Raw genomic sequence first — 19,230 nt, forward strand, 5'->3', positions numbered from 1 at the left:
TCAAGCCGGTGATGCGTGCGCTGTTACAGCCATTTGAGCCAACGGAACACGGCGAGCTGAACCATTGTGATCAGGCTCAACAGAGCAAGGAATATCCAGAAGGCACTTGTCAGGTCCGCACCGGGGATACCGCCGACATTGATGCCGAGCAGGCCGGTCAGGAAGCCGAGCGGAAGGAAGATCGCCGCCACCAAGGATAGCATGTAGAGATTCTTGTTCATCCGGTCAGCAAGCGTGTTGGCCAGCTCGTCCTTGACGATCTGGGCACGCTCACGAATGGCATCCAGGTCTTCCAGGTACCGAGTGACCCGATCATGGTTTTCCTGCAGCCGCCGCCGGCTCACCGCGTCGATCCAACTGAGTTCGGAGGTTCTGAGGTAGGTGATCACGTCGCGCTGGGGCGCAAAATGTCGTCGGAAAACGATAGCCTGTTTGCGCAGGGAGATGATCTCCTGGCGCACCGCGGGCGAGGGCTCGTCGATCACGCTTTCCTCGACATCGTCCAGGCGTGTGCTGAGCTCGGTCATCACCGGCTCCATGCGTTCGAAAAGCCGCGCCGACAAAAGGGCAACGAACTCGCCCGGATGACGAGGGCCATTCCCGGCGGCAAGACGTTCCTGGATGTCTGTGACCGCCTTGAGGCTTCGCAATTGAACCGAGACGATCCGGTGCGGGTCGATCCACAGTCGCAATGAAATCATGTCTTCCGGCTGAGCATCGGCGTTCAGATTGACGCCACGCAAGATCAGCAACATGCCCCGTTCGAACTCGACCACGCGCGGCCGGGTCTCCTCGGCCAGCAGGGCATCTGTCGCGAGCGGGTCGAGATAGTCGAGCTCTGTTTCGATCCAGGCTCTGGTCTGGGGGTTGCGGCCGTCCAGATGAACCCATGCAAGCGTGTCATCGCGTATGATGGCCGACGTCCTGTCGGCGGTGAGCAATTCGCCATAGCCGTCGCCATTGATGGCAGCGGAGTAGAGGATTGGTGAAGCGTCAGCCACGGTCGGCGTCCTTCTGTGGCAGCGGTGTGCGTATATGGATGTCCTGCTGCGGGAATGGAATCTCGATGCTGTTGGCGCCGAACTTCCGCCAGATCGCAAACATCACCTCGCTCTGGGGGCCGAGCCGCCCTTTCACCACATCATCGATCCAGAAGTACAAGGTGAAGTCGACCGAGGATGAGCCGAAGGTGCGCAGGAAGCATTGCGGCGACGGATCGCTAATGGTGAGCGGATGCTCCTTGGCCGCTTCGAGGATCAGGTCGCGGGCCAGTTCGAGGTCCGCTCCGTATGAGACGCCGACATGCACCTCGATGCGGGCATGTGAGTTCGACAGCGTCCAGTTGATCACCCGGCTTGTGATCAGGTCTTCATTCGGAATCAGTATTTCCTTGCCGTCAAAGGTCTCGACGAGCGTGAAGCGGGCGCTCGAACGGCGCACGAAGCCGAAAATGCCGTCCGGCATCTCGATCAGGTCATCAATTTCAACCGAGCGCTCGAACAGCAGGATCAGGCCGGATATGAAGTTGGAGGTGATCTTCTGAAGGCCGAAACCGAGTCCGATGCCGACCGCACCGCTGAACACTGTCAGGGCCGTCAGATCGAGCCCGATCAGGTCCATCGCGATCAGGAACGCGATGATGTACAGCGCGATCTGGAACACCTTGATGACCAGGACGCGTGTTGTTGACCGCATCCGCGACAGGCTGTTGACGCGATGCTCAACGAGGCTGGCGATGATGGCCGCGGACCAGAAGATCAGGGCGATGACCAACGCCCCGCGCAATCCCGACCAGGCGCTGATCTCGACATCGCCGATCTGGAAGGTGAGCGGGGCCAGCCAAGCTTCGACGCGCTCGAACGCCCCGCTCAGGCCCGCGACGACGATCGCCAGAAGGGTCAGGAAGATCAGCCAGCCGGCCCACGCCCCGTTCGGCTTGATGATTTTCAGGAAGAGGTTTTTCATGCGGCCTGCTCTGCCCCGCGGGTGCGCGCCTTTGTGACTTGGTTAAAGTGGGTTGCGGAAGCTGACAAGCTTGTCAAAGGACTAGTAATCTCGGCTCCACTGCACGGAAACGCTGGCATCGCTGTCGGCACCGATCACGGACAGCAGGCTCAGGCTGGGTGTGAGTTGCCACTCCACGAGGATTTCGGCGAGGGCTGACAGCCCGCTGGTTCCAACCTCGACATAGACGTTGTCTCCGAAACGCCGGCCTCCGGTGACCTGCAGGTCACCATTCTCCCCGGTGTTGAACGAGAGTCGGTCAATTCCGGCCAATTCGCGCAACTGACCGACGACATCGAGCAAGTTCTGTCCCGACAGCTGGGCCGCGAGTTGCGCAGCTTCGAGGGCTCCCAGCTCGCTGACCGGTCGATTGAACAGGAGACGGGCAATGATCTCGTCTTCCGGCAGATCAGGTTCGCTTCCCAATGTCACCTGGGGCGAGGTGATGGTCCCTCTGGCCCGAGCAGTGGCAGTGAAGTCCGGCCGTTGATGGGTCGCAGCGATGTTGACGCGGGCATTTTGCGGCCGCCCGTCGAAACGCACATAGCCGTCGCTCAGGCGGAAGCGGCGATTGAGCACAAACGCCCATCCTCCAAGCAGGTCGGCACGACCGACGATTGACGGGTCGAGCGGCGAGCCGCGGACCCGCAAGTTCAGGGCCCATTCAGTGGTAAAGGTTTCGGTCGAGATATGGACGTTGTCGTCGGCCATGACCCGGTAGTCCAAGAGGATCGGGAGTCGACTGCCACTAATCGCCCGGCGATCCTTGGGCAGATTGATCTCGCGAACTTCAATTGTGGGAACGGATTGAGTGCCGCTCATTACGGGTTGGGCGCGCAGCTCATCAATATTGGCCGCTCCGCCAATGCTCAATCCGTTTTCATCCAGGCTGAGCCGGGCGTCGCCGGACGCCTCGACTGTCAGGTCGTCGTTTCGTGCGGCATGGAAGTCATCGAAGCTGACATTGGCTTCAGCCCGTAGCCCGGCTTCGGTGAGGCGGGCGCGACCCGAACCGGACAGGCTGCCATTGCCGCCGTCCGTGGCCGACAGCGTTTCCACGTCCACGCCGCTGTCAGTGAATGATCCGTCGAGGGTCAAACCGACAATGCGGCTGGCGAAGGCCGGATACACCAGTTCGCCATTGCTAACCCGCAACTGGCCGTCGAGTTCTGGGTCGCCGCGGGTGCCGGAGATGCTCATGGCCGCAGAGATGTCGGCGCTCTCGACCTCCACCGCCCCCTCTGAGTAAAGCGCTGCCAGGGCGACCAGGCTGCCCTCCGCCGTGAAGTCGCCGGAGATCGCAGCGTCCGGCGGGCCGGCCAGGTTTGCCAGATTTGATGTCGGACCCGCGCGGACGACTTCCCCGTGGGCATCGAGACCACCGCCGGTCAGGCGCAGTTCAAGCGACGTGTTCTCCGCCACGTCAAGCTGTGCATCCAGGCGTAATCGCGGCATGTCCGCAACTGCAGGAGAAGCCAGTTCGGAAACCGCAATGATGGCATTGCCGCTCCACAAACCGTTGCGTTGAGAAAGCGCTGCTTCACCATCCAGAACCCCTTCTCCTGCCGGAATGTCGGCGATATCTGCCAGCATCTCCACCGGCAGGTCGACCAGGGTGAGGCTCGCTGTGGGGTCCGGGCCCAGCGTGTCGTAGAGCAAGCTGGCGCGACCGTCTCCCAGCCGGACTCCAGCACTGGCAAAGAAACCGTCCGACGACGCGCGCACCTCAATCGGATCCGGTACGCTCCAGGGATGTACACTCCATTTTCCGCCCGGCGTGAAGCGCAATTCCACGCCGTCATCGCCGACGGACAGCGTGCCCCGTCCGACGAGGTCGAAACGGCTGCGCATGCGGCCGACGGCCCGAGCCTGCAGCGTCATGTTCTCGAGCTGGCCGGACAGGGTGATTTCGGCGGTATCGAGCAGGGCGCCGCCACGGACCAGATTCCGGGCCTGCAGGCGAGCATCGACAACGCCGGCGCGCAGGTCGCCCGGCGGCGCGACATAGTCGATATCGAGCTCCAGCTTGTCCTGCTGGCGAGCGCTGACCTGTGCGGCGAACTGGTCGGGCGTGCGGCGCGCCTGGCCGACCAGCTGGATCTCGCCAAGCTGCCCCTCGATGACCTCTACAGACCAGTTCCCGCGATCATACAGGGCCGTGCCTCCGAGGCGCACACCGTGGCCGGCGCTCTCCTGACCCGTCAGGAGCCAGTCGGCTCGGGTGGTGCCGGCGCCTTGGCGGAGTTCGATGGCCAGTCGCGGGTCACTGACACTCACCGGACCCACAGACAGAGTTCGCGTCGTGCTCAGTACAGTCGCGGTGAGCCCGTCGTCCGTCGAGCGGGCCTCGAAGGTGGAAGCGAGGGCCCCGCTGAGCTCGATCTGGGAGAGGGGCACGGACCCGGAGTAAGCGAGGTCACCTTCGCTGCGCCAGCCGTCCGGGCCGATGCGGGCGGATAGGCTCGCGCGCAATTGCTCAGCCCCGATACGGAGCTCAGGAAAGCGCCATTCCTGGCCGTTCCTTCGGATGCGTCCATTGGCCCGCAGGCCTCGAAGGGACGGGCGCAGGGCCTCTGACCAACGCACCGAGCGCGCATTCACCACGAAGCGCGCCTCGCTGGCCGACAGGGTGGTAATGGTGGCCCGGACGGGGCCGCTGCCGACCGGGCTGACCCGGGACAGGTCGGCTATTTCAACCGCGGCATCAAGCGTGAACGGCGTGGCCGGTTCGGAAAGGGAGCTGATCGGGACTGTGCCGTTCGCCTGTAGCGTGGCCTCGGTCGATGTCAGCGCCAGGTTGTCGAAGGTCAGCGATCGCGTGCGCGAATTCCAAACCAGGCCACCTTCAACACTCGACGGGCCGGTCAGTAAAGGATCGAGGCGGTCGATCCCCGGCTCGGTGTCGCGAAGCTCAAGATCCATGTCGACGCGGTATTCGGAGGGGTGCCGTTCGATCGACAGCGCGCCGTCGATCCCGCCGATGCGAGCTGGCTCGGCGGTCAGGCTCGTGGCGGCTATGCGGCCGTCCATCCGCACACCGTCCGTTCGGTCCAGCGTGCCTTCCCAGGTCAGCGACCCGACCCGGGCGCGGCCATTTGTAAGGGTCGCTAGTACCGGTCCGGTCAGTACCATGGACAACTCATCCGGCTGACCGGCGCGGGCCCGCAGATTGATGATCGCTCCGGCGGCTTGAAATTGCGCCGTCTCAAGGTCCAGGTCGTCGCCTCGGCTCCCTGTGAGCGCCAGCTCGGCGTCGTCGATCAGGCCTTGGTAGTCCTCGGGGATCATCGGCCACGGAGCCGTGTTGATGTCGGCATTGAGGCGCCAGCTGTCCGGTGACCATTGCAGCGTGCCGTCGGCCAGGGCGACGGTGTCGGCCTGAAGGCTGAAGCTGCCTTGTCCGGCTTCGCCAGTACCGCTTGCCTGGAAGCCGCCGGAAACGGCCTGCTTGTCGAGCCGGAGCAGGCGGGCGACCAATCCGCCGGGTGCTCCCTCGATGTCGAAATTGCCGCCCACGTTTTCAGGTGAAACAAGAAATTCGCCCCGCAGTCGATCGCCTGGCTGATCCAGGCGGACCGCGTCCAGTTGCCCGCTTGCGGCGTTCCCGCCGGACAGACGGAGAGCACCGTTCACGCGGATCTCGGCAGCCAGACCGGCCACCGGCTCGGCCAGGGACAGGGTGTCGATGTGAAGGTCGCGTAGATCGAGTGTCGGGAAGCTTGGCGCGCGGTTGCGTTCACTGTCGGGCTCGTTGCTCACGGGGCGGCGCAAGACATTCACCTCGCCGATGTCGACACTCTTGACCAGGAGTGTCTCGCCAATGCTCGAGCGCGCATTCCAGTCGACATCGATATCACGCACCTGCAGCCACACGCCGTCCCGGTCGCTGAGCTCCAGGCTGTCGATGTGGAAGCGGCTGAGCAGGTCACCTTCGATCCCGGATAGCTGCAGGCGGCCGTGTTCACCTATGGAGCGGTCGGCAATGTATTGCCGGGCCAGCCAGCGTCCCGGTGCGGTGCCGGCGGCCAGGCGCAGGCCCCCGACCAGCAAGGCCAGTCCGACGAGGGCGATGCCGAGCCAGCGCAGGGCCCTCACGGAATTTGGACCGAGCCAGCTCAAAACGCCTGCCCCAGGCTGAAATAGACCTGTATCGCTCCGTCACCGTCGCGCCTATCGAGCGGGGTGGCGATATCGAATCGAACGGGGGCGAAATCGAAATGATAGCGGACGCCGATGCCGGCTGCGGCGCGCATGTTGCCGAACTCGGGCGAGGTGCCGGGGTCAACGGAAGCCGCGTCGACAAAACCGACTACTCCCCATCGGTCGCGGACACGCCAGCGCAACTCGGCGGCGGTTTCCACGACCGACAGGCCGCCAAGGGGTATGTCGGTAGCGCTGCGAGGTCCAATGGACTGGTAGCCATAGCCTCTCACCGACCCGCCTCCACCGGCAAAGAAGCGTTCGTCGATCGGCAATTGGTCGACTGAAACACCCTGCAGGCTGCCGACGCGCAAACGTGCTGCCGCGACAAGACTGGAAGTCAGCCGCTGATAAACAGCGCCTCGGACCTGGATGCGGGCATAGGTCGATTGCAGGTCGCCAAACGTGCGAGCCGGAGCCAGCTCGATCGAGGCGAGGAAGCCGGAAGTGGCGTCGAGCGGATTGTTGCGCGAGTCATAGGCCGCGGCGAGCGGTAGTTTGGCGGTCACGACGCTCTGTTCCACCAGCGCGTCGGACACGTCGGAAGCTTCCAGTGCGACACCGGCGCTGTACGTTCGCCGCGAGCCCGAGCGCCGTGTGATGCTGAAGGCGGTGGACGCCTCGACCAGTTCGTAGGCGGCTGTGTCCTCGCGAACCAGGCCGGCTTCGGCAAACAGAGTCTGTCGGTAGCGTCGCCAATGCGGGCGCGAGAGGCTTGCCTTGAGCCCCTGGTTGAGCTCGGCGGCGACACCGGTGAGCGTGAGAGTTTCGTCGCGACCCAGCATATTGCGGCGCTTCCAGGTCACTTCCGTACCGGCGCCCTCGGTGGTGGAGTAGCTGGCGCCGACCTGGACGGTGTGGCGCGGCGCTGCGGTGAGCTCGATGTTGACCGTGCGCTCGGAGTTCGCGTCCGGTGGGCCGAGGGTGACCAAGGCCGAATTGACGCTTTCAAGCCCGTCGAGGCGCGACTGGAATTCCAGCATCTCGTTGCGATTGGCAATTTCGCCGGACTGGAAGGGTGACATGCGGGCGAGGAATTGCGGGTCCCAGGCCCCGGTGTCGCGATTGATCGTGCCGTAGCGGGAAAATGCTCCCGGGTTGTAGCGGAAGACGACATCGCCGAGCGTGGAGGCGTGGTCGACGGTGACCACGCGTTCTGCCGCTTGAGCATCCGGCCAACCGGACGTGTGCAGAGCCACGAGGCCGCGGGTTTCTGCGCTCAGGACGGCTTCGGCGCGCAGCGGGGCACCGGTACTCAGTTCGATGGCCGCGGCTGCCTGTTCGCCGGCGCGAGTGTCGTCTCGCGCCATAACCGTGACCTGGCCGACCGTGTAGACCGGGCCGGGGACGATCCGGATGCCGGCCATGTCCTGGGCGTCAACGAAGGTTTCGATGCTGGCGGCGTAATAGCCGCGCGACCGCAACACCCTCTGGGCCCGGGTGGCCGCCCGTCTGGCATCACGCAGGGGGTTTCCGGAGGTGGCGCTGTCGGCCTCGGTCCGATCGCCGACAACTCGTTCGACTTCTTCGCGAAGCTCTGTGTCGCCAATGCCTTCGACGCGGGCCAGAGGCTGTGCGATAGCCGGCGTCACGAGCAGCAGGAACAGCAAAACGAGAAGGAAGAATCTCAAACCAATGGTCCGTGGAAGTTGCTGGTGCCGGTATAATGATCGCTGCCCGTTCTGTCCTCCCCTTTCTCGGTCCGGGATGACTGGAATTTCGACGCCTCGCCTCTTCCAACTACACAGTTGCAGGTGCACGATGGACGCCTGCGAGGAGCGCGCGATCAAGGATACACCATGTCGCATTTCATGACCTTGGGGCTAACAGTTCTGGCGCTGGCCGTGTGGCCGGCGAGCGATGCGGACAGCACGATTGCCAGCCCCGCCGGGGGCGCGCTGCAGCGCGCTGGCGGCTACCAGGTTGAAGCGCGGTATTCCAGCTCGGTCATGATCTTCAAGGTCGGGGAAATCTCTTTCCGGGCCCGCTTTGCTCCGGCCGGATACAGCGCCAGCAGCTTCGTGGAGGCGGCTGGCCTGGCAGCGCTGTTCACCGATTTCGACATCCGGGCGGAAGTGACAGGGCGGCGGGCGGCGGGCGAGGCTCGGCCGAACCGCTACGCCCATGTCGAGCGCACGGGACGCAAGGTGCGCTCGGTCGATGTGTCATTCGATACCGGGACAGCCCAATCGGTGGCCGAGCCGCCGTTCGGATCGTGGGGCGTGCCGCCAGCCAGTGCCGAGGAGCGAACCGGCGTGGTCGATCCGATGACGGCCTTCTTCCACCTGTCAGAGCAGCTCCGCCAGGCACCTGAAGCCGGATGCCGCGGGCGGCTGCCGGTGTTCGATGGCAAGCAGCGCTATGATTTGCGGCTGGAGTCGATGGGCCATCAGGATTTGCGCACGCGGGCGTGGAGCGGCGAAGCGCTTGTGTGTCACGCCTATTACGAGCCGATTTCCGGCTATGATCCGGAAGACCGTCCGAGCGAGGCGGAATTGCGCCATCCGCTGGAAATATGGCTGGCGCCGCTCGCCGAGGGGCGGATCTACCTGCCGGTAAAGCTGCATACCCGCGCCGGTTATGGCGGTGTCACCATCGAGGCAGTCGCGCTCGATGTGGCGGAGGGTTAGCCGCAACTTCGAACATCGCGCCGGTGTGACGGGGATCACGGCGGGCGCAAGTGCGGCGCGCTAATCAACAGTCGCTGCGGATGACGCAGCCAGCCTCCCGGCAGTGTTCCGGCCCTGCAGGAGACGGATGGGGCGTGATCCTTGCCCAGTTGCGAAGCCCCAACTTCGCGTCACGCCCCATCATTTCTCCCCTTGCCAACGCAGACTTTATGAGTTGTTGAAAAAGAACGGCTTTCGGGCTTGCGTGAGGCAGGCCAACGCCGCCATCATGCGACCCGGGCAAGGGAGACGGTCATGGCAGAGGCGCAGCGCTATCGCGCATTCATCAGCTACAGCCATCAGGACCAGTCCTGGGCGCGCTGGCTTCATCGCTCTCTCGAGGGCTACCGCTTGCCCCGCCGCCTGGCCGGAAGCGGCCGGGGTGAAGCGGCGGTGCCGCGCCGCCTCACACCGATTTTCCGTGATCGCGATGACCTGCCGGCTGCGTCCGACCTGTCGGCCTCGGTTCGCGAGGCTCTGGGCCGTTCCGACGCCTTGATCGTCATCTGCTCCCCGGCCGCCGCGGCGTCGCCGTGGGTGAATGAAGAGATCCGGGTGTTCCGGGAGCTCAATCCCGATCGACCGGTGCTGGCCGCCATCATAGATGGCGAACCCGAGGCCGCGGCGGCGGGCACGGCGGATGCGTGTTTTCCGCCTGTCCTGCTGCGTCCGGCGGAGGGTGAGACCGTCCGCGAACCCGTCGGGGCCGACTTCCGGCCGGGCGGTGATGGCCGGAGGCTGGGCCTCCTGAAGCTGATTTCAGGCTTGCTTGATCTGAAACTTGATCAATTAATTCAACGAGATGCGCAAAGACGGCAACGACGCGTGACTGCCATCACAGTCATCTCCCTCGCCTTTTCGCTAGTCCTTATGGCGTTGACCTTCTTTGCGGTCTCCGCCCAGTCCGAGGCCGAGCGACGCAAGGCCGAGGCAGAGGACTTGATAGAATTCATGCTCAGTGATCTTCGCATAAAGCTTGAACCGGTCGGTCGCCTCGACGTCCTCGACGCCGTGGGAGCCAAGGTGATCGACTATTACGATGCCCAGAATGATCGCCAGATGATGCCGGATGATCTCGGCCGGCGCGCCCGTGCCTTCCATCTCATGGGCCGCATCGATTCCGCCGCCGGCGACATGGAAGGCGCCTACGAGCATTTCGTGACCGCCTATCAGGCGACCGAGCGCATCTACCAAGTCGAGCCGAGCTCTCCGGCGCGCATCTATGAGCACGCACAAAGCGCCTTCTGGGTCGGGTTCTTTGCGCTGGGCCGCAATGATCTGGAGACGGCCGAGGCACGACTGGGCCAGTATCGTGACCTGTCCCAGCAACTGCTTGACCGTGACCCGGACAATCTGGAGTACCGCACCGAGGTCGCCTATGCGCAGGCCAATCTGGGCGCGGTTTACACGCGGCAGGGCAATTGGGAGGCGGCTTACCGAACCAAGCGGGCGGCCCTGCAAAGCCTGCTGAGCTTGGCCGAGGCCCAGGATTCGGCGCAGGCCTGGAGCGAGGTGGCTGACGCCTATGGCTGGGTTGCGTTGACGGCCGAACATGTCGGGCGGGTCGATGAGGCCATCGAGGCGCTCCGCGCACAGATCGCGCTCTACGAGGCCGGGCTCATGGGGGAGCAGAACTGGACCATTCGCCGGGATTCCATGGCCGCGGATTATGCTCTCGCACGCCTGCTGATCGCGGCCGGACCAGACACCCGACCGGAGCAATTGGAAGCGGCCCTGGAAATCCTGGAAGTCGCCTCGGTGGAAGCCGAAGCGCTGGTCCAGCACGACCCGTCGAACATGGAATGGCGGCTTGTCGCCGTGCGCCAGAGATTGTGGCTGGCCGAGGCCCTCCTGCTCGATGGCCAGGCTGGCCGTGCCCGCGATGCCTATCTGGACGCCACCGGTTTCATGAGCCATTCGGCGTGGGAGGGGATGGACGGGCCGCGATTTGCCGAGACCCGCCTGCATGCCATGCTGGTCGAAGCCCGCCTGTTCGCGGCGCTGGGTGAGCCCGGATCGGCACGAGAGACCCTGCAGCACCTGATGGTGCAGATCGAGCGCAGTGGTGTCTGGGCCCGCAGTTCCAGCAAGGGACCATCGGTCTATGCCGGCGCGGCGCTGCTCATGGCCGACCTGCTGGAGGCCGATGGCGAATTCGAGGCTGCACGCGACATGCTTGAGCAATTGGTCGAACACCTGGCACCGGTCGAAAGCGATCTCGGTGCCGGCGCTAGCCACCTCTTCCACCAAGCGCTGGAACGGGTCGCCGCGGAATAGGGCGTACGGAGTTTGTGTAATGTGCCGGCATAATCTGCCAGCGGCTGTGAGGGGCGCTGCAAATTCTGCTGTTTGGGAAAGCAAATAGGGGGACAGCATGGCTGCCATCGACCGAGAGTCATTCGACGGAACGAAGCCGCAGGAGGACCTGCAGGCTGCGTGCGGGTTCAAGACTACGCGTACCCAGATCAGCCTGATCGCCAGTGCCATTGACGGTTTTGTCGTCGTCACCGGTAGTGACGAAGGTCATGGGGTATTCGACGACGAGGCGATCTCGTCCATTCTGCTGACCTTCTCGCAGGTCGTGGATGACCATCCGGGTGCCACGGCCGGATCCCTCCGCATTGCCGTGCAACAGGCACTGGCAGGGCACTGGAAGCCTTGCGGTGCCGTCAATCCATGTCCCTTCGACCAGGACTTGCAAGTGCCGACCCGGATGATTTTTCATGTCTATTCGCCAGGGTGGGGGTTCGAGGCAGCGCGTCTGAAATTCAAGGGCAAAATTCCCGCCGGGGAATTCTGCGGATTGGCCTGGCTGCAGCTCAACGGGGCGGGGCAGCAACCCTACTCGTTCGAGCTTTCGTGCCGGGCCAGCGAAGCCGCGAAGTATGAATTTGCACTCTACATCAAGGCGTCTCAGGATGCCGGCAACCAATCGACCCGAGTGATTATCGATCCGCTGATCAAGGTGACGCCGGACTGATCAGGCGGTTACCGACCGGACGCAGGACCGAATGACGCGACGCCAGATCATCATGGAGCGTTTTAATCATGGCGATCTGGCGCGCGCCTATGATCTGTGCCTCGACGGCATTCGAGAGCGACCGGACGATCTCTGGCTGAAGCACCGTGCCGTGCTGTGCCTGCTGCGCTCCAATGCCCTGGAGCGCGCCGAAGCCGACTATGAGCGTTTTCAGTTATCCCATGCCAGGCACGACGAGGACTGCATGGCACTGGGGGCGCGGCTGCTCAAGGCGCTCGCATTCGAGGCCAGCGCGCCTCATTTCAAGGCCGCTGCGCGTGCCGCTGCCGACAAGTATGTCGATGTATTTGCCCGGACAGGGGGGCACTACCCGGGGGTCAATGCCGCCACGATGGCGTTTCTGGCCGGCCAAAGCGAGCGCTCAGAAGGCCTGGCCCGCGCGGTCGTCGAGCGCTGCCGTGCCAGCCTGCCCGCCAAGCCGGAAGCGGCCTACTACCAGCTCGCATCGCAAGCCGAGGCCAGCCTCCTCCTGGGCCAGTCGGGCGCTGCCCAGATGGCTTTCCTTTCGGCCGTTTCGCGTGACCCCGAAAATTTCAGTGCCCACGCCACCACGCTGAGGCAATTACGTCTCATCGCCCGGCTGAAGCAACTCGACCTGGCCTGGCTCGAGCAGGCCGGGCCACCTCGCCCGGCGCACTTTGCCGGCCATATCTTCGAGTCCGGCGACGGCAAGACGGCCCTCGACAACGCCACGCTCGAGCGTCTCAACCAGCAGATCGAGGACGCCCTTTCGACCGAGCACGTTGGAGTGCTGCATGGCGCCCTGGCTGCGGGCTCTGACATTCTGATCGCCGAAGCGGGCCTCCGCGCCGGTTGCGAGCTCGCTGTCGTGCTGCCGGTTCCGACAGGCGTTTTTATCGACGCATCGGTGCGCCCGTTCGGAGACGCCTGGGTGAAACGCTGCGAAGCCTGTCTCGGTGCGGCCGACAGTATCCGGGAGATGACCAGCGACCGGCGTATCGTCTCAGAGCTCAATCTCAATTATTCCAGCACGGTCGCGATGGGGCTGACCCGTATCCGGTCGGAAGCGCTGGCTGCCAGCCCATTGCAGATCCTGATCCAGGACGAGCGGGGCAGTGCGGCGCGCAGCGGCACGGCGCGTGACGCGGAAATCTGGCGCCGAACCGGGCTGCCGCAGGTGCGGATCCCGATTGTCCGGGAGGTGCGACCACAGTCCGGCAAGGCCCAACCGGCACCGGAAGCCAAGGGCGCGGCGTTCCGCCCGGTGATGCGCGCCATGCTGTTCCTGGACGTGCGCGGCTCCACCACAGTGCCGGACGACCAAGTCCCGGTCTTTGTCGAAACGGTATTGGGACGCCTTGCGCAGATCTGCCGGGCGCAGACACCCGCCCCCAGCCACGCAGACAGTTGGGGCGACGGGATGTTCCTCGCATTCGAAAGGGTCGGAGCCGCGGCCCGCGCAGCAGAGGAGTTGCGCCGGGCGTTTGCCGCCATCGATCTGAACGCCCTGGAGCTGCCATCGGGTCTGGGCCTCCGGATCGCTGGCCATTATGGCCCTGTCCACGAGGGGCTCGACCCGTTGCAGGGCCGCGCGTCGCCATTCGGTGGCCAGGTGGCTATCGCATCTCGCATTGAGGGGGTGACCACGCCGGGCTCGATCTTTGTCAGCGAGGCCTTCGCTGCGGTGCTGGCAATCAGCGGCGAGACCGGGTTCCAGTGCGAATATGTTGGCCAGACCCAGATCGATTCCCTGCTTCCCGAGGTGCCGCTTTACGCGCTCAGGGCGGTTGCCGAGGATTCGCTGCTGGGTGGAGGACGGGCGCTGTCAGCCGGGACCGCGAAGGCGGTGCAGGAAATCGGGGTCGATGAGCTCGATCCGGGAGTCGCTGCGCCTTAGCAGGCCACGCTTTTCCAGCCCGTTGACTGTGCGCGACGCGGTTTCTCGGGTTGTGTTGACGCGACGTGCGAGCTCGGTCATCGACGGTGCGGGCTGAATGATGCGGCGTTCGGCGTCTTCGAGGGTTTCCGCCATCCGCAGGAGTTCTGCATAGACGCGCCCCGGCGCCGAAAGGGCGGACAATTCGAACATGCGCTGTGTCGTGTTGTGGACCCGGTCGGCAAGGGTGCGCGACAGGGCCCAGCCGATGGCACCATGGTCCAGCATGAGGCGCTGGAAGGCCTGGTGTGAGAACACGCCCAGGCAGCAGGCGCTTTCGGCTATGATTTCAGAGCTGCGCGGGGCGCCAGTGAGCGCCGCCATCTCACCGAAAATCGTCCCGGCGGCGAAGGCGTCGAGCCAGATTTCCTGGCCGGACTCGGACAACAGGACGACCCGTGCCTCGCCCTCGAGGAGAAAGAAGACATGCTGGTCGTCATCATCCTGGGCGATGATCGATCGACCCGGAGGCACTTTGCGGATGTCCGCCGCCTCGCGCATGCCAGCGCGCGCAGCCTGATCGTCCACACCGAAGATGTCGAGCGCACCGTCCCAGGCCGCTTCCGTCGACAAAATTGCCATGCCCGAACATCCCGCTAGCAACATGTTGATGAATAACAGGTTGGTTTGGCAGGGTCAGCATGATTCGGGGCTCGCCGAACCGGCATTTCACACTCTGCAGGCATTCGTTTCTCGCAAGAAACCTGATTTACTGGAGCGGCAAACTGTTCGGGGGGAATTCCAACGTGCGCATTGTCCTTACGGCGGTCACCGCCATTTTCGCCATCGTCGCATCTGTCCAGGCCCAACCATCGCCGCTCGACGCCCGATATGACCCGGCCATTCCCGGGCCCGTCGAGACGCTGGGGCACGCTTTCGGTGCCGAGATTACCGGCCCGGAAGCGGCCGTGGACTATTTGTACGCGCTGGCCGAGGCGGCACCGGAGCGCATGATGGTGCGCGAGTACGCGCGCAGCTGGCAGGGACGACCGCTGGTCTACGCGGCAATCAGCAGCGCCGACAACATGGCCCGCCTGGACCGCCTGCAGGCCAATCTGCAGAGCCTTGCCGACCCCCGTGGACTGACTGCCGAGGCGCGCAACGAGCTGATCGAGGCGACGCCTGCCGTGGTCTGGCTTTCCTATGGCGTGCATGGTGACGAGATATCCTCGACCGATGCCGGCCTGCGCACGGCCTATCACCTGCTGGCGGCGCAAGACGACCCGGTGGTCCAGACCATCCTGGAAAATACCATTGTCATCATCGACCCGACGCAGAACCCGGACGGCCGGGCCCGATTCCTGGCCTCGTTCTCAGCGGCGCGCGGGCTGGAAGCCGATGACGACCGCTATAGCGCCGAGCACGACCAGCCATGGCCGGGCGGCCGCTATAATCACTACCTCTTCGATCTCAATCGCGACTGGTTCACGCGTAGCCAGCCGGAAACCCGGGGCCGGGTGGAAGCGATCCAGAACTGGTATCCGGTTGTGCTGGTCGATGCGCACGAGATGGGCGGCGAGGAGAGCTATTTCTTCGCCCCGGCAGCCGAGCCCTTCAATCCCAATATAACCGCTGAGCAGCGCGCCGCTCAGGAGCGCATCGGGCGCAATCACGCACGCTGGTTTGACCGGCTGGGCTACGACTATTTCACCCGCGAGGTCTATGACGCCTTCTATCCCGGCTATGGTGACATGTGGCCGACCCTGCAGGGCGCCATCGCCATGACCTATGAACAGGGCTCGGCGCGCGGCCTGGCCTTCCGGCGCCGCAACGGCGAGGTGCTGACCTATGGTGACGGGGTCGACCACCATTTCGTCGCCAGCCTGTCGACGGCCCAGGTGGTGGCCGAGAACAAGGCGCGCTTCCTGAGTGATTTCGTCGCCATACGTGGCTCTGCCGGTGCCGTGGACGGGCCGCAGGCGGCGCTGCTGGACCTCGCGAGCAATCGCTGGGGGGCGGAGCGCATGGCCCGCAACCTGGCTGCCCAGGGTATCGAGGTGGGGCGCACCCGGACCGGTATCAGTGCCTGCGGGCAGGACTTTCCCGACGGTGCACTGCTGGTGCGTTACGACCAGCCGGCCGGTCGCCTGGCGCGCACGCTGCTCGAGCCGACGACGTCTCTGCCGGCCGATTTCCTGGCTGAACAGGAGCGGCGGCGCGAAGCCGGCCTGGATCACCAGCTTTATGATGTGACCGCGTGGTCTCTGCCCCTGATGGCCAATGTCGGGGCCGTGAGCTGTGGCCGTGCCCCGAGTCTGGAGACGCGCCGGGTGGATGCCAACGCGGCGATCGAGCGGGTTGCCGCAGGCGTTGAGGCGCAATGGGGATATGCCATCCCGTGGCACAATGCCGGCCAGGCCCGCCTGGTTGTGGCCCTGGCCCGCGAGGGCGTGCCGATGCGCACGAGCGAGCAGTCATTCCGCATGGGTGGCCGGGACTATCCGGCCGGCAGTGTCCTGGTCCCGCGGCATACGGCGGACGACGGACTCGATGCGCTGATCGAGCGTCTGGCGGCGGAGATCGGCGCTGAGTATGCCGGGCTCGCCGACAGCTGGGCCGAGGATGGGCCAAATCCGGGCTCCAGCGCCTTCCGCCCGATCGAGGCGCCGCGCGTGGCCATGCTGTGGGATGACGGAACATCGCCGACCTCGGCGGGCGCCACCCGGTACGTTCTGGAACGGCGCTACGGCTTGCCGGTCGCGGTGATCCGGACCGGCACGGTCGGGTATGCGGACCTCGGCCGTTACGACGTGCTGATCCTGCCGGAGAGCGGCTATGGCGGCTATGAGGCCGCGCTGGGCGGCGCGGGGCGCGAGGCGCTCGAGGGCTTCGTGTCGGATGGCGGAGTTCTGGTCGCCCTGGGCACGGCGACGCGCTGGCTGGCCGGCGGCGAGGAGCCGCTCTTGGCAGTACAGCGCGAACGCGCCGCCGACACGCCGCGCGAGGCCGGAAGGGGCGAGGGCAGTGTGGTCGACGGCACGGTTATCACTTCGGAGGCCGAAGCCGCCGCACACGTGACGTCGACGGGCGCCATGCCCGACACGGCGCCCGGGGCGCTAGTGCGCGTGGAGGCCAACGAAAACGCCTGGATGTCGGCGGGCTATGCGAACGGGGCGGTGGCCTTGGTCACGGGGTCGGACATCTATGCGCCGGTGCCCGCCAATGTCGCCGATACCGCCATGCGCTTTGCCGGGCCGGACACGCTGGTGGCCGGCGGGCATCTATGGTCGGAGAATGCCGAGCAGCTGGCTTTCAAGCCGTTTGTCCTGTCCACACGGCACGGCCACGGACAGATTGTCGCCTTTACCCAGTCGCCGACGACGCGGGCCTATCTGGAAGGACTCGATCTGCTTCTGCTCAATGCCGTGGTGCTGGGGCCGACGCGGTCGCGGCGCTTCCGCTGAGGCGAACAGGTCTCCAGCCAGGCACGAAAAAGGGCGCGCTCGAGATGAGCGCGCCCTGATTTCATGCCGCACTGGCAGGACCGGCTTAAACGAAGCCCTTGAACTTGTCCTTGAAGCGCGAGACGCGGCCGGCACGGTCCAGCATCTGCTGGTTGCCGCCGGTCCACGCCGGGTGCGAGGTCGGGTCGATGTCGAGGGTGAGCGTGTCGCCTTCCTTGCCCCAGGTGGACTTGGTCTGGAAGGTGGTTCCGTCCGTCATCTTCACATTGATCATGTGATAGTTCGGGTGGATATCCTTTTTCATCGGTCCGGCTTTCTTTGTATCCGCCGCGCCACACCGATCCACAGCCGGGCACGCAGCTCAATAAACTCAGGAGGGCGAGCCTATACAGGAGGCTTGTCGGCTTCGCAAGCGGGGCTGTGAGTCTTGCAGAGACGGTCTGGGCGCGGGGCCGGGCGAGGGCTAGTCTGAGCCCTGTACAAGGGGGATTGCATGATCAGAAGCGGACTGGCCGGCCTGGCGCTGGTGATGAGTGTGACCGTGCCGGCGACGGCGCAGGACGAGACTGCGGTGACGGCGACACCGATCGAATTCGGGGTCAGCCACACTCTGCATTCCGACATTCTCGGCGCCGAGCGGACGATCAATGTCTGGCTGCCGCCACGCTGGGAGGACGGCGAGACGCCTTATGACGTGCTCTACGTGCTCGATGGCGGACTGGAGCAGGACTATCCGCATATTGCCGGGCTGGCCCAGCTCGGCGTGCTGTCCTGGCAGTACAAGCCGTTGATCGTGGTCGGGATCGAGACCAAGACGCGGACCCGCGAGCTGACCTCGCCGCCGCAGGACGCGCGCTATGTCTCGGCCTTCGAGGGCGCCGGTGGGGCCGAGTACTTCCGGCGCTATATCGCCGAGGAAGTCATCCCCTTCATCGAGACGACCTACCGCACCGGCGAGCGGCGGGCCCTGATGGGGGAATCGCTGGCTGGGTTGTTCGTGGTCGAGACCCTGCTGCAGGCCCCGGACCTGTTTGACGACTGGATCGCCATCTCGCCGAGCCTGTGGTGGGACGACCAGCGGGTGGCGCGGGAGGCGGCCGGGCATCTCGCGAGCGGCGACCGCGGCGGCGACCGGGTCTATCTGAGCATGGCCGATGAGGGCGGGACGATGCAGGCGGGCCTCGACATGGTTCTGGAAGCCCTGGCGGGCACGGCAGAGGGGCCTGCGGTGCGCTATGTCGACCGCAGCGAGAGCGACACCCATTCGACGATCTATCACGGTGCGGCCCTGGACGCGCTGCGTTGGCTCTACCCGCACCCGCCCTGGGATTACGGGCCGGCGCCCTGGTATCTGAGCGAGGATGGCGAGCCGCCTGCGGAGGGCGAGGAGTAGCGCGGCGCGCATCGACGTGCGGATGATGTGTGTGTATGCTTTCTGCGGACAGTTGACAGGTTTAGCATGAGATACGATCAGCCCCCCAACCGGAAACGGCTCAACCTCACCGTTCGGGAAGACACCGTTTCGGAAGCCAAAGCTCTGGGTCTCAATGTCTCGCGCGCCGCAGAAGCAGGTATCGAAGCGGCCGTGAAAGCGGAGAAAGAGCGTCTCTGGCTGAAAGACAATGCAGATGCCATACGCGCCCACAATGAGCGCATTGAGCGGGAGGGGACGTTCTTCACGCCGCATTGGGACAAGGACGACTAGGTGGCGCGGTTCGATGTCTACCAGCTGAAGAACCGGGACGGTGCGCTGGTCGTCGACGTCCAGGCCAACCTGCTGTCTGAATTGGCCAGTCGGGTCGTGATTCCGCTGGTTCCGATTCGGCCCGGATCCGCAGAATCGGACGATCGTTTGAAGCCCGTGCTGCAGGTCGCAGGTTCCTCTTACACTTTGCTCACCACGGATATTGCAGCCCGCCCGCTGTCCCGCTTCGCTCGAACTGTCGACAATGTTGAAGCCACGCACCGCGACGACATTGTCGCGGCACTCGACTTCCTTTTCCAGGGGTTCTGACC

Annotated in this window: 14 protein-coding genes; 8 read left to right on the plus strand and 6 right to left on the minus strand. The window is 64.8% G+C overall.

Annotated features, from left to right (window positions below; all coding sequences use genetic code 11):
- Nucleotides 1-23: 23 nt before the first annotated feature.
- From ACXYMR_RS09085 to ACXYMR_RS09100, 4 genes are all read right to left on the minus strand, one after another.
- Entirely contained in the window at nt 24-1,001 is a 978-nt protein-coding gene (locus ACXYMR_RS09085; protein ID WP_458942542.1) for a zinc transporter ZntB, read from the minus strand.
- The gene (locus ACXYMR_RS09090; protein WP_458942543.1) at nt 994-1,965 is read right to left on the minus strand and encodes a mechanosensitive ion channel family protein; all 972 of its coding nucleotides are present in this window, start codon (nt 1,963-1,965) and stop codon (nt 994-996) included. The genes ACXYMR_RS09085 and ACXYMR_RS09090 overlap by 8 nt, the downstream gene beginning before the upstream one ends.
- Nucleotides 1,966-2,046: 81 nt before the next feature.
- Nucleotides 2,047-6,123 (minus strand): translocation/assembly module TamB domain-containing protein, encoded by a 4,077-nt coding sequence (locus ACXYMR_RS09095; RefSeq protein ID WP_458942544.1) that lies wholly within the window; start codon nt 6,121-6,123, stop codon nt 2,047-2,049.
- Nucleotides 6,120-7,835, minus strand: coding sequence for an autotransporter assembly complex protein TamA (locus ACXYMR_RS09100; protein WP_458942545.1), 1,716 nt, complete (start codon nt 7,833-7,835; stop codon nt 6,120-6,122). The genes ACXYMR_RS09095 and ACXYMR_RS09100 overlap by 4 nt, the downstream gene beginning before the upstream one ends.
- A gap of 168 nt (nt 7,836-8,003) precedes the next feature.
- On the opposite strand from ACXYMR_RS09100, the gene ACXYMR_RS09105 reads away from it, so the two are divergent.
- The 4 genes from ACXYMR_RS09105 to ACXYMR_RS09120 all read left to right on the plus strand — a co-directional run bounded on the left by ACXYMR_RS09105 (nt 8,004) and on the right by ACXYMR_RS09120 (nt 13,771).
- On the plus strand, nt 8,004-8,834 hold the full coding sequence (locus tag ACXYMR_RS09105; protein ID WP_458942546.1) for a DUF3108 domain-containing protein: 831 nt from the start codon (nt 8,004-8,006) through the stop codon (nt 8,832-8,834).
- A 294-nt stretch (nt 8,835-9,128) separates the two neighbouring features.
- Nucleotides 9,129-11,150, plus strand: a complete 2,022-nt coding sequence (locus tag ACXYMR_RS09110) for a TIR domain-containing protein (RefSeq protein ID WP_458942547.1) — start codon at nt 9,129-9,131, stop codon at nt 11,148-11,150.
- 97 nt (nt 11,151-11,247) lie between these two features.
- On the plus strand, nt 11,248-11,853 hold the full coding sequence (locus tag ACXYMR_RS09115; protein WP_458942548.1) for a hypothetical protein: 606 nt from the start codon (nt 11,248-11,250) through the stop codon (nt 11,851-11,853).
- Nucleotides 11,854-11,884: 31 nt separating this feature from the next.
- Nucleotides 11,885-13,771, plus strand: coding sequence for a tetratricopeptide repeat-containing protein (locus ACXYMR_RS09120; protein WP_458942549.1), 1,887 nt, complete (start codon nt 11,885-11,887; stop codon nt 13,769-13,771).
- Here ACXYMR_RS09120 and ACXYMR_RS09125 read toward each other — a convergent pair.
- Nucleotides 13,700-14,392, minus strand: a complete 693-nt coding sequence (locus ACXYMR_RS09125) for a Crp/Fnr family transcriptional regulator (RefSeq protein WP_458942550.1) — start codon at nt 14,390-14,392, stop codon at nt 13,700-13,702. The genes ACXYMR_RS09120 and ACXYMR_RS09125 overlap by 72 nt on opposite strands.
- A 164-nt stretch (nt 14,393-14,556) precedes the next feature.
- On the opposite strand from ACXYMR_RS09125, the gene ACXYMR_RS09130 reads away from it, so the two are divergent.
- On the plus strand, nt 14,557-17,214 hold the full coding sequence (locus tag ACXYMR_RS09130; RefSeq protein ID WP_458942551.1) for a M14 family metallopeptidase: 2,658 nt from the start codon (nt 14,557-14,559) through the stop codon (nt 17,212-17,214).
- An 85-nt stretch (nt 17,215-17,299) separates the two neighbouring features.
- On the opposite strand, the gene rpmE is transcribed toward ACXYMR_RS09130, so the two are convergent.
- Nucleotides 17,300-17,518: a 50S ribosomal protein L31 gene (gene rpmE, locus ACXYMR_RS09135; RefSeq protein ID WP_458942552.1), complete on the minus strand. Its 219-nt coding sequence runs from the start codon at nt 17,516-17,518 to the stop codon at nt 17,300-17,302.
- Between the two features lie 189 nt (nt 17,519-17,707).
- On the opposite strand from rpmE, the gene ACXYMR_RS09140 reads away from it, so the two are divergent.
- The 3 genes from ACXYMR_RS09140 (at nt 17,708) to ACXYMR_RS09150 (ending at nt 19,228) form a co-directional block, all read left to right on the plus strand.
- Nucleotides 17,708-18,607, plus strand: a complete 900-nt coding sequence (locus ACXYMR_RS09140; RefSeq protein WP_458942553.1) for an alpha/beta hydrolase — start codon at nt 17,708-17,710, stop codon at nt 18,605-18,607.
- 66 nt (nt 18,608-18,673) lie between these two features.
- Nucleotides 18,674-18,919 carry a type II toxin-antitoxin system CcdA family antitoxin gene (locus ACXYMR_RS09145; protein ID WP_458942554.1) on the plus strand — a complete coding sequence of 82 codons (246 nt, stop codon included), beginning with the start codon at nt 18,674-18,676 and terminating at the stop codon, nt 18,917-18,919.
- Nucleotides 18,920-19,228, plus strand: a complete 309-nt coding sequence (locus ACXYMR_RS09150; RefSeq protein ID WP_458942555.1) for a CcdB family protein — start codon at nt 18,920-18,922, stop codon at nt 19,226-19,228.
- Nucleotides 19,229-19,230: the final 2 nt, after the last annotated feature.

It is taken from the genome of Maricaulis sp. CAU 1757 (assembly GCF_054482675.1).

Bases quoted from the DNA above. Each gene is read 5' to 3' on its own strand.
- ACXYMR_RS09090 (WP_458942543.1), bottom strand. From the start codon at position 1,965: ATGAAAAACCTCTTCCTGAAAATCATCAAGCCGAACGGGGCGTGGGCC.
- ACXYMR_RS09105 (WP_458942546.1), top strand. From the start codon at position 8,004: ATGTCGCATTTCATGACCTTGGGGCTAACAGTTCTGGCGCTGGCCGTG.
- ACXYMR_RS09110 (WP_458942547.1), top strand. From the start codon at position 9,129: ATGGCAGAGGCGCAGCGCTATCGCGCATTCATCAGCTACAGCCATCAG.
- ACXYMR_RS09115 (WP_458942548.1), top strand. From the start codon at position 11,248: ATGGCTGCCATCGACCGAGAGTCATTCGACGGAACGAAGCCGCAGGAG.
- ACXYMR_RS09120 (WP_458942549.1), top strand. From the start codon at position 11,885: ATGACGCGACGCCAGATCATCATGGAGCGTTTTAATCATGGCGATCTG.
- ACXYMR_RS09125 (WP_458942550.1), bottom strand. From the start codon at position 14,392: ATGGCAATTTTGTCGACGGAAGCGGCCTGGGACGGTGCGCTCGACATC.
- rpmE (WP_458942552.1), bottom strand. From the start codon at position 17,518: ATGAAAAAGGATATCCACCCGAACTATCACATGATCAATGTGAAGATG.
- ACXYMR_RS09140 (WP_458942553.1), top strand. From the start codon at position 17,708: ATGATCAGAAGCGGACTGGCCGGCCTGGCGCTGGTGATGAGTGTGACC.
- ACXYMR_RS09145 (WP_458942554.1), top strand. From the start codon at position 18,674: ATGAGATACGATCAGCCCCCCAACCGGAAACGGCTCAACCTCACCGTT.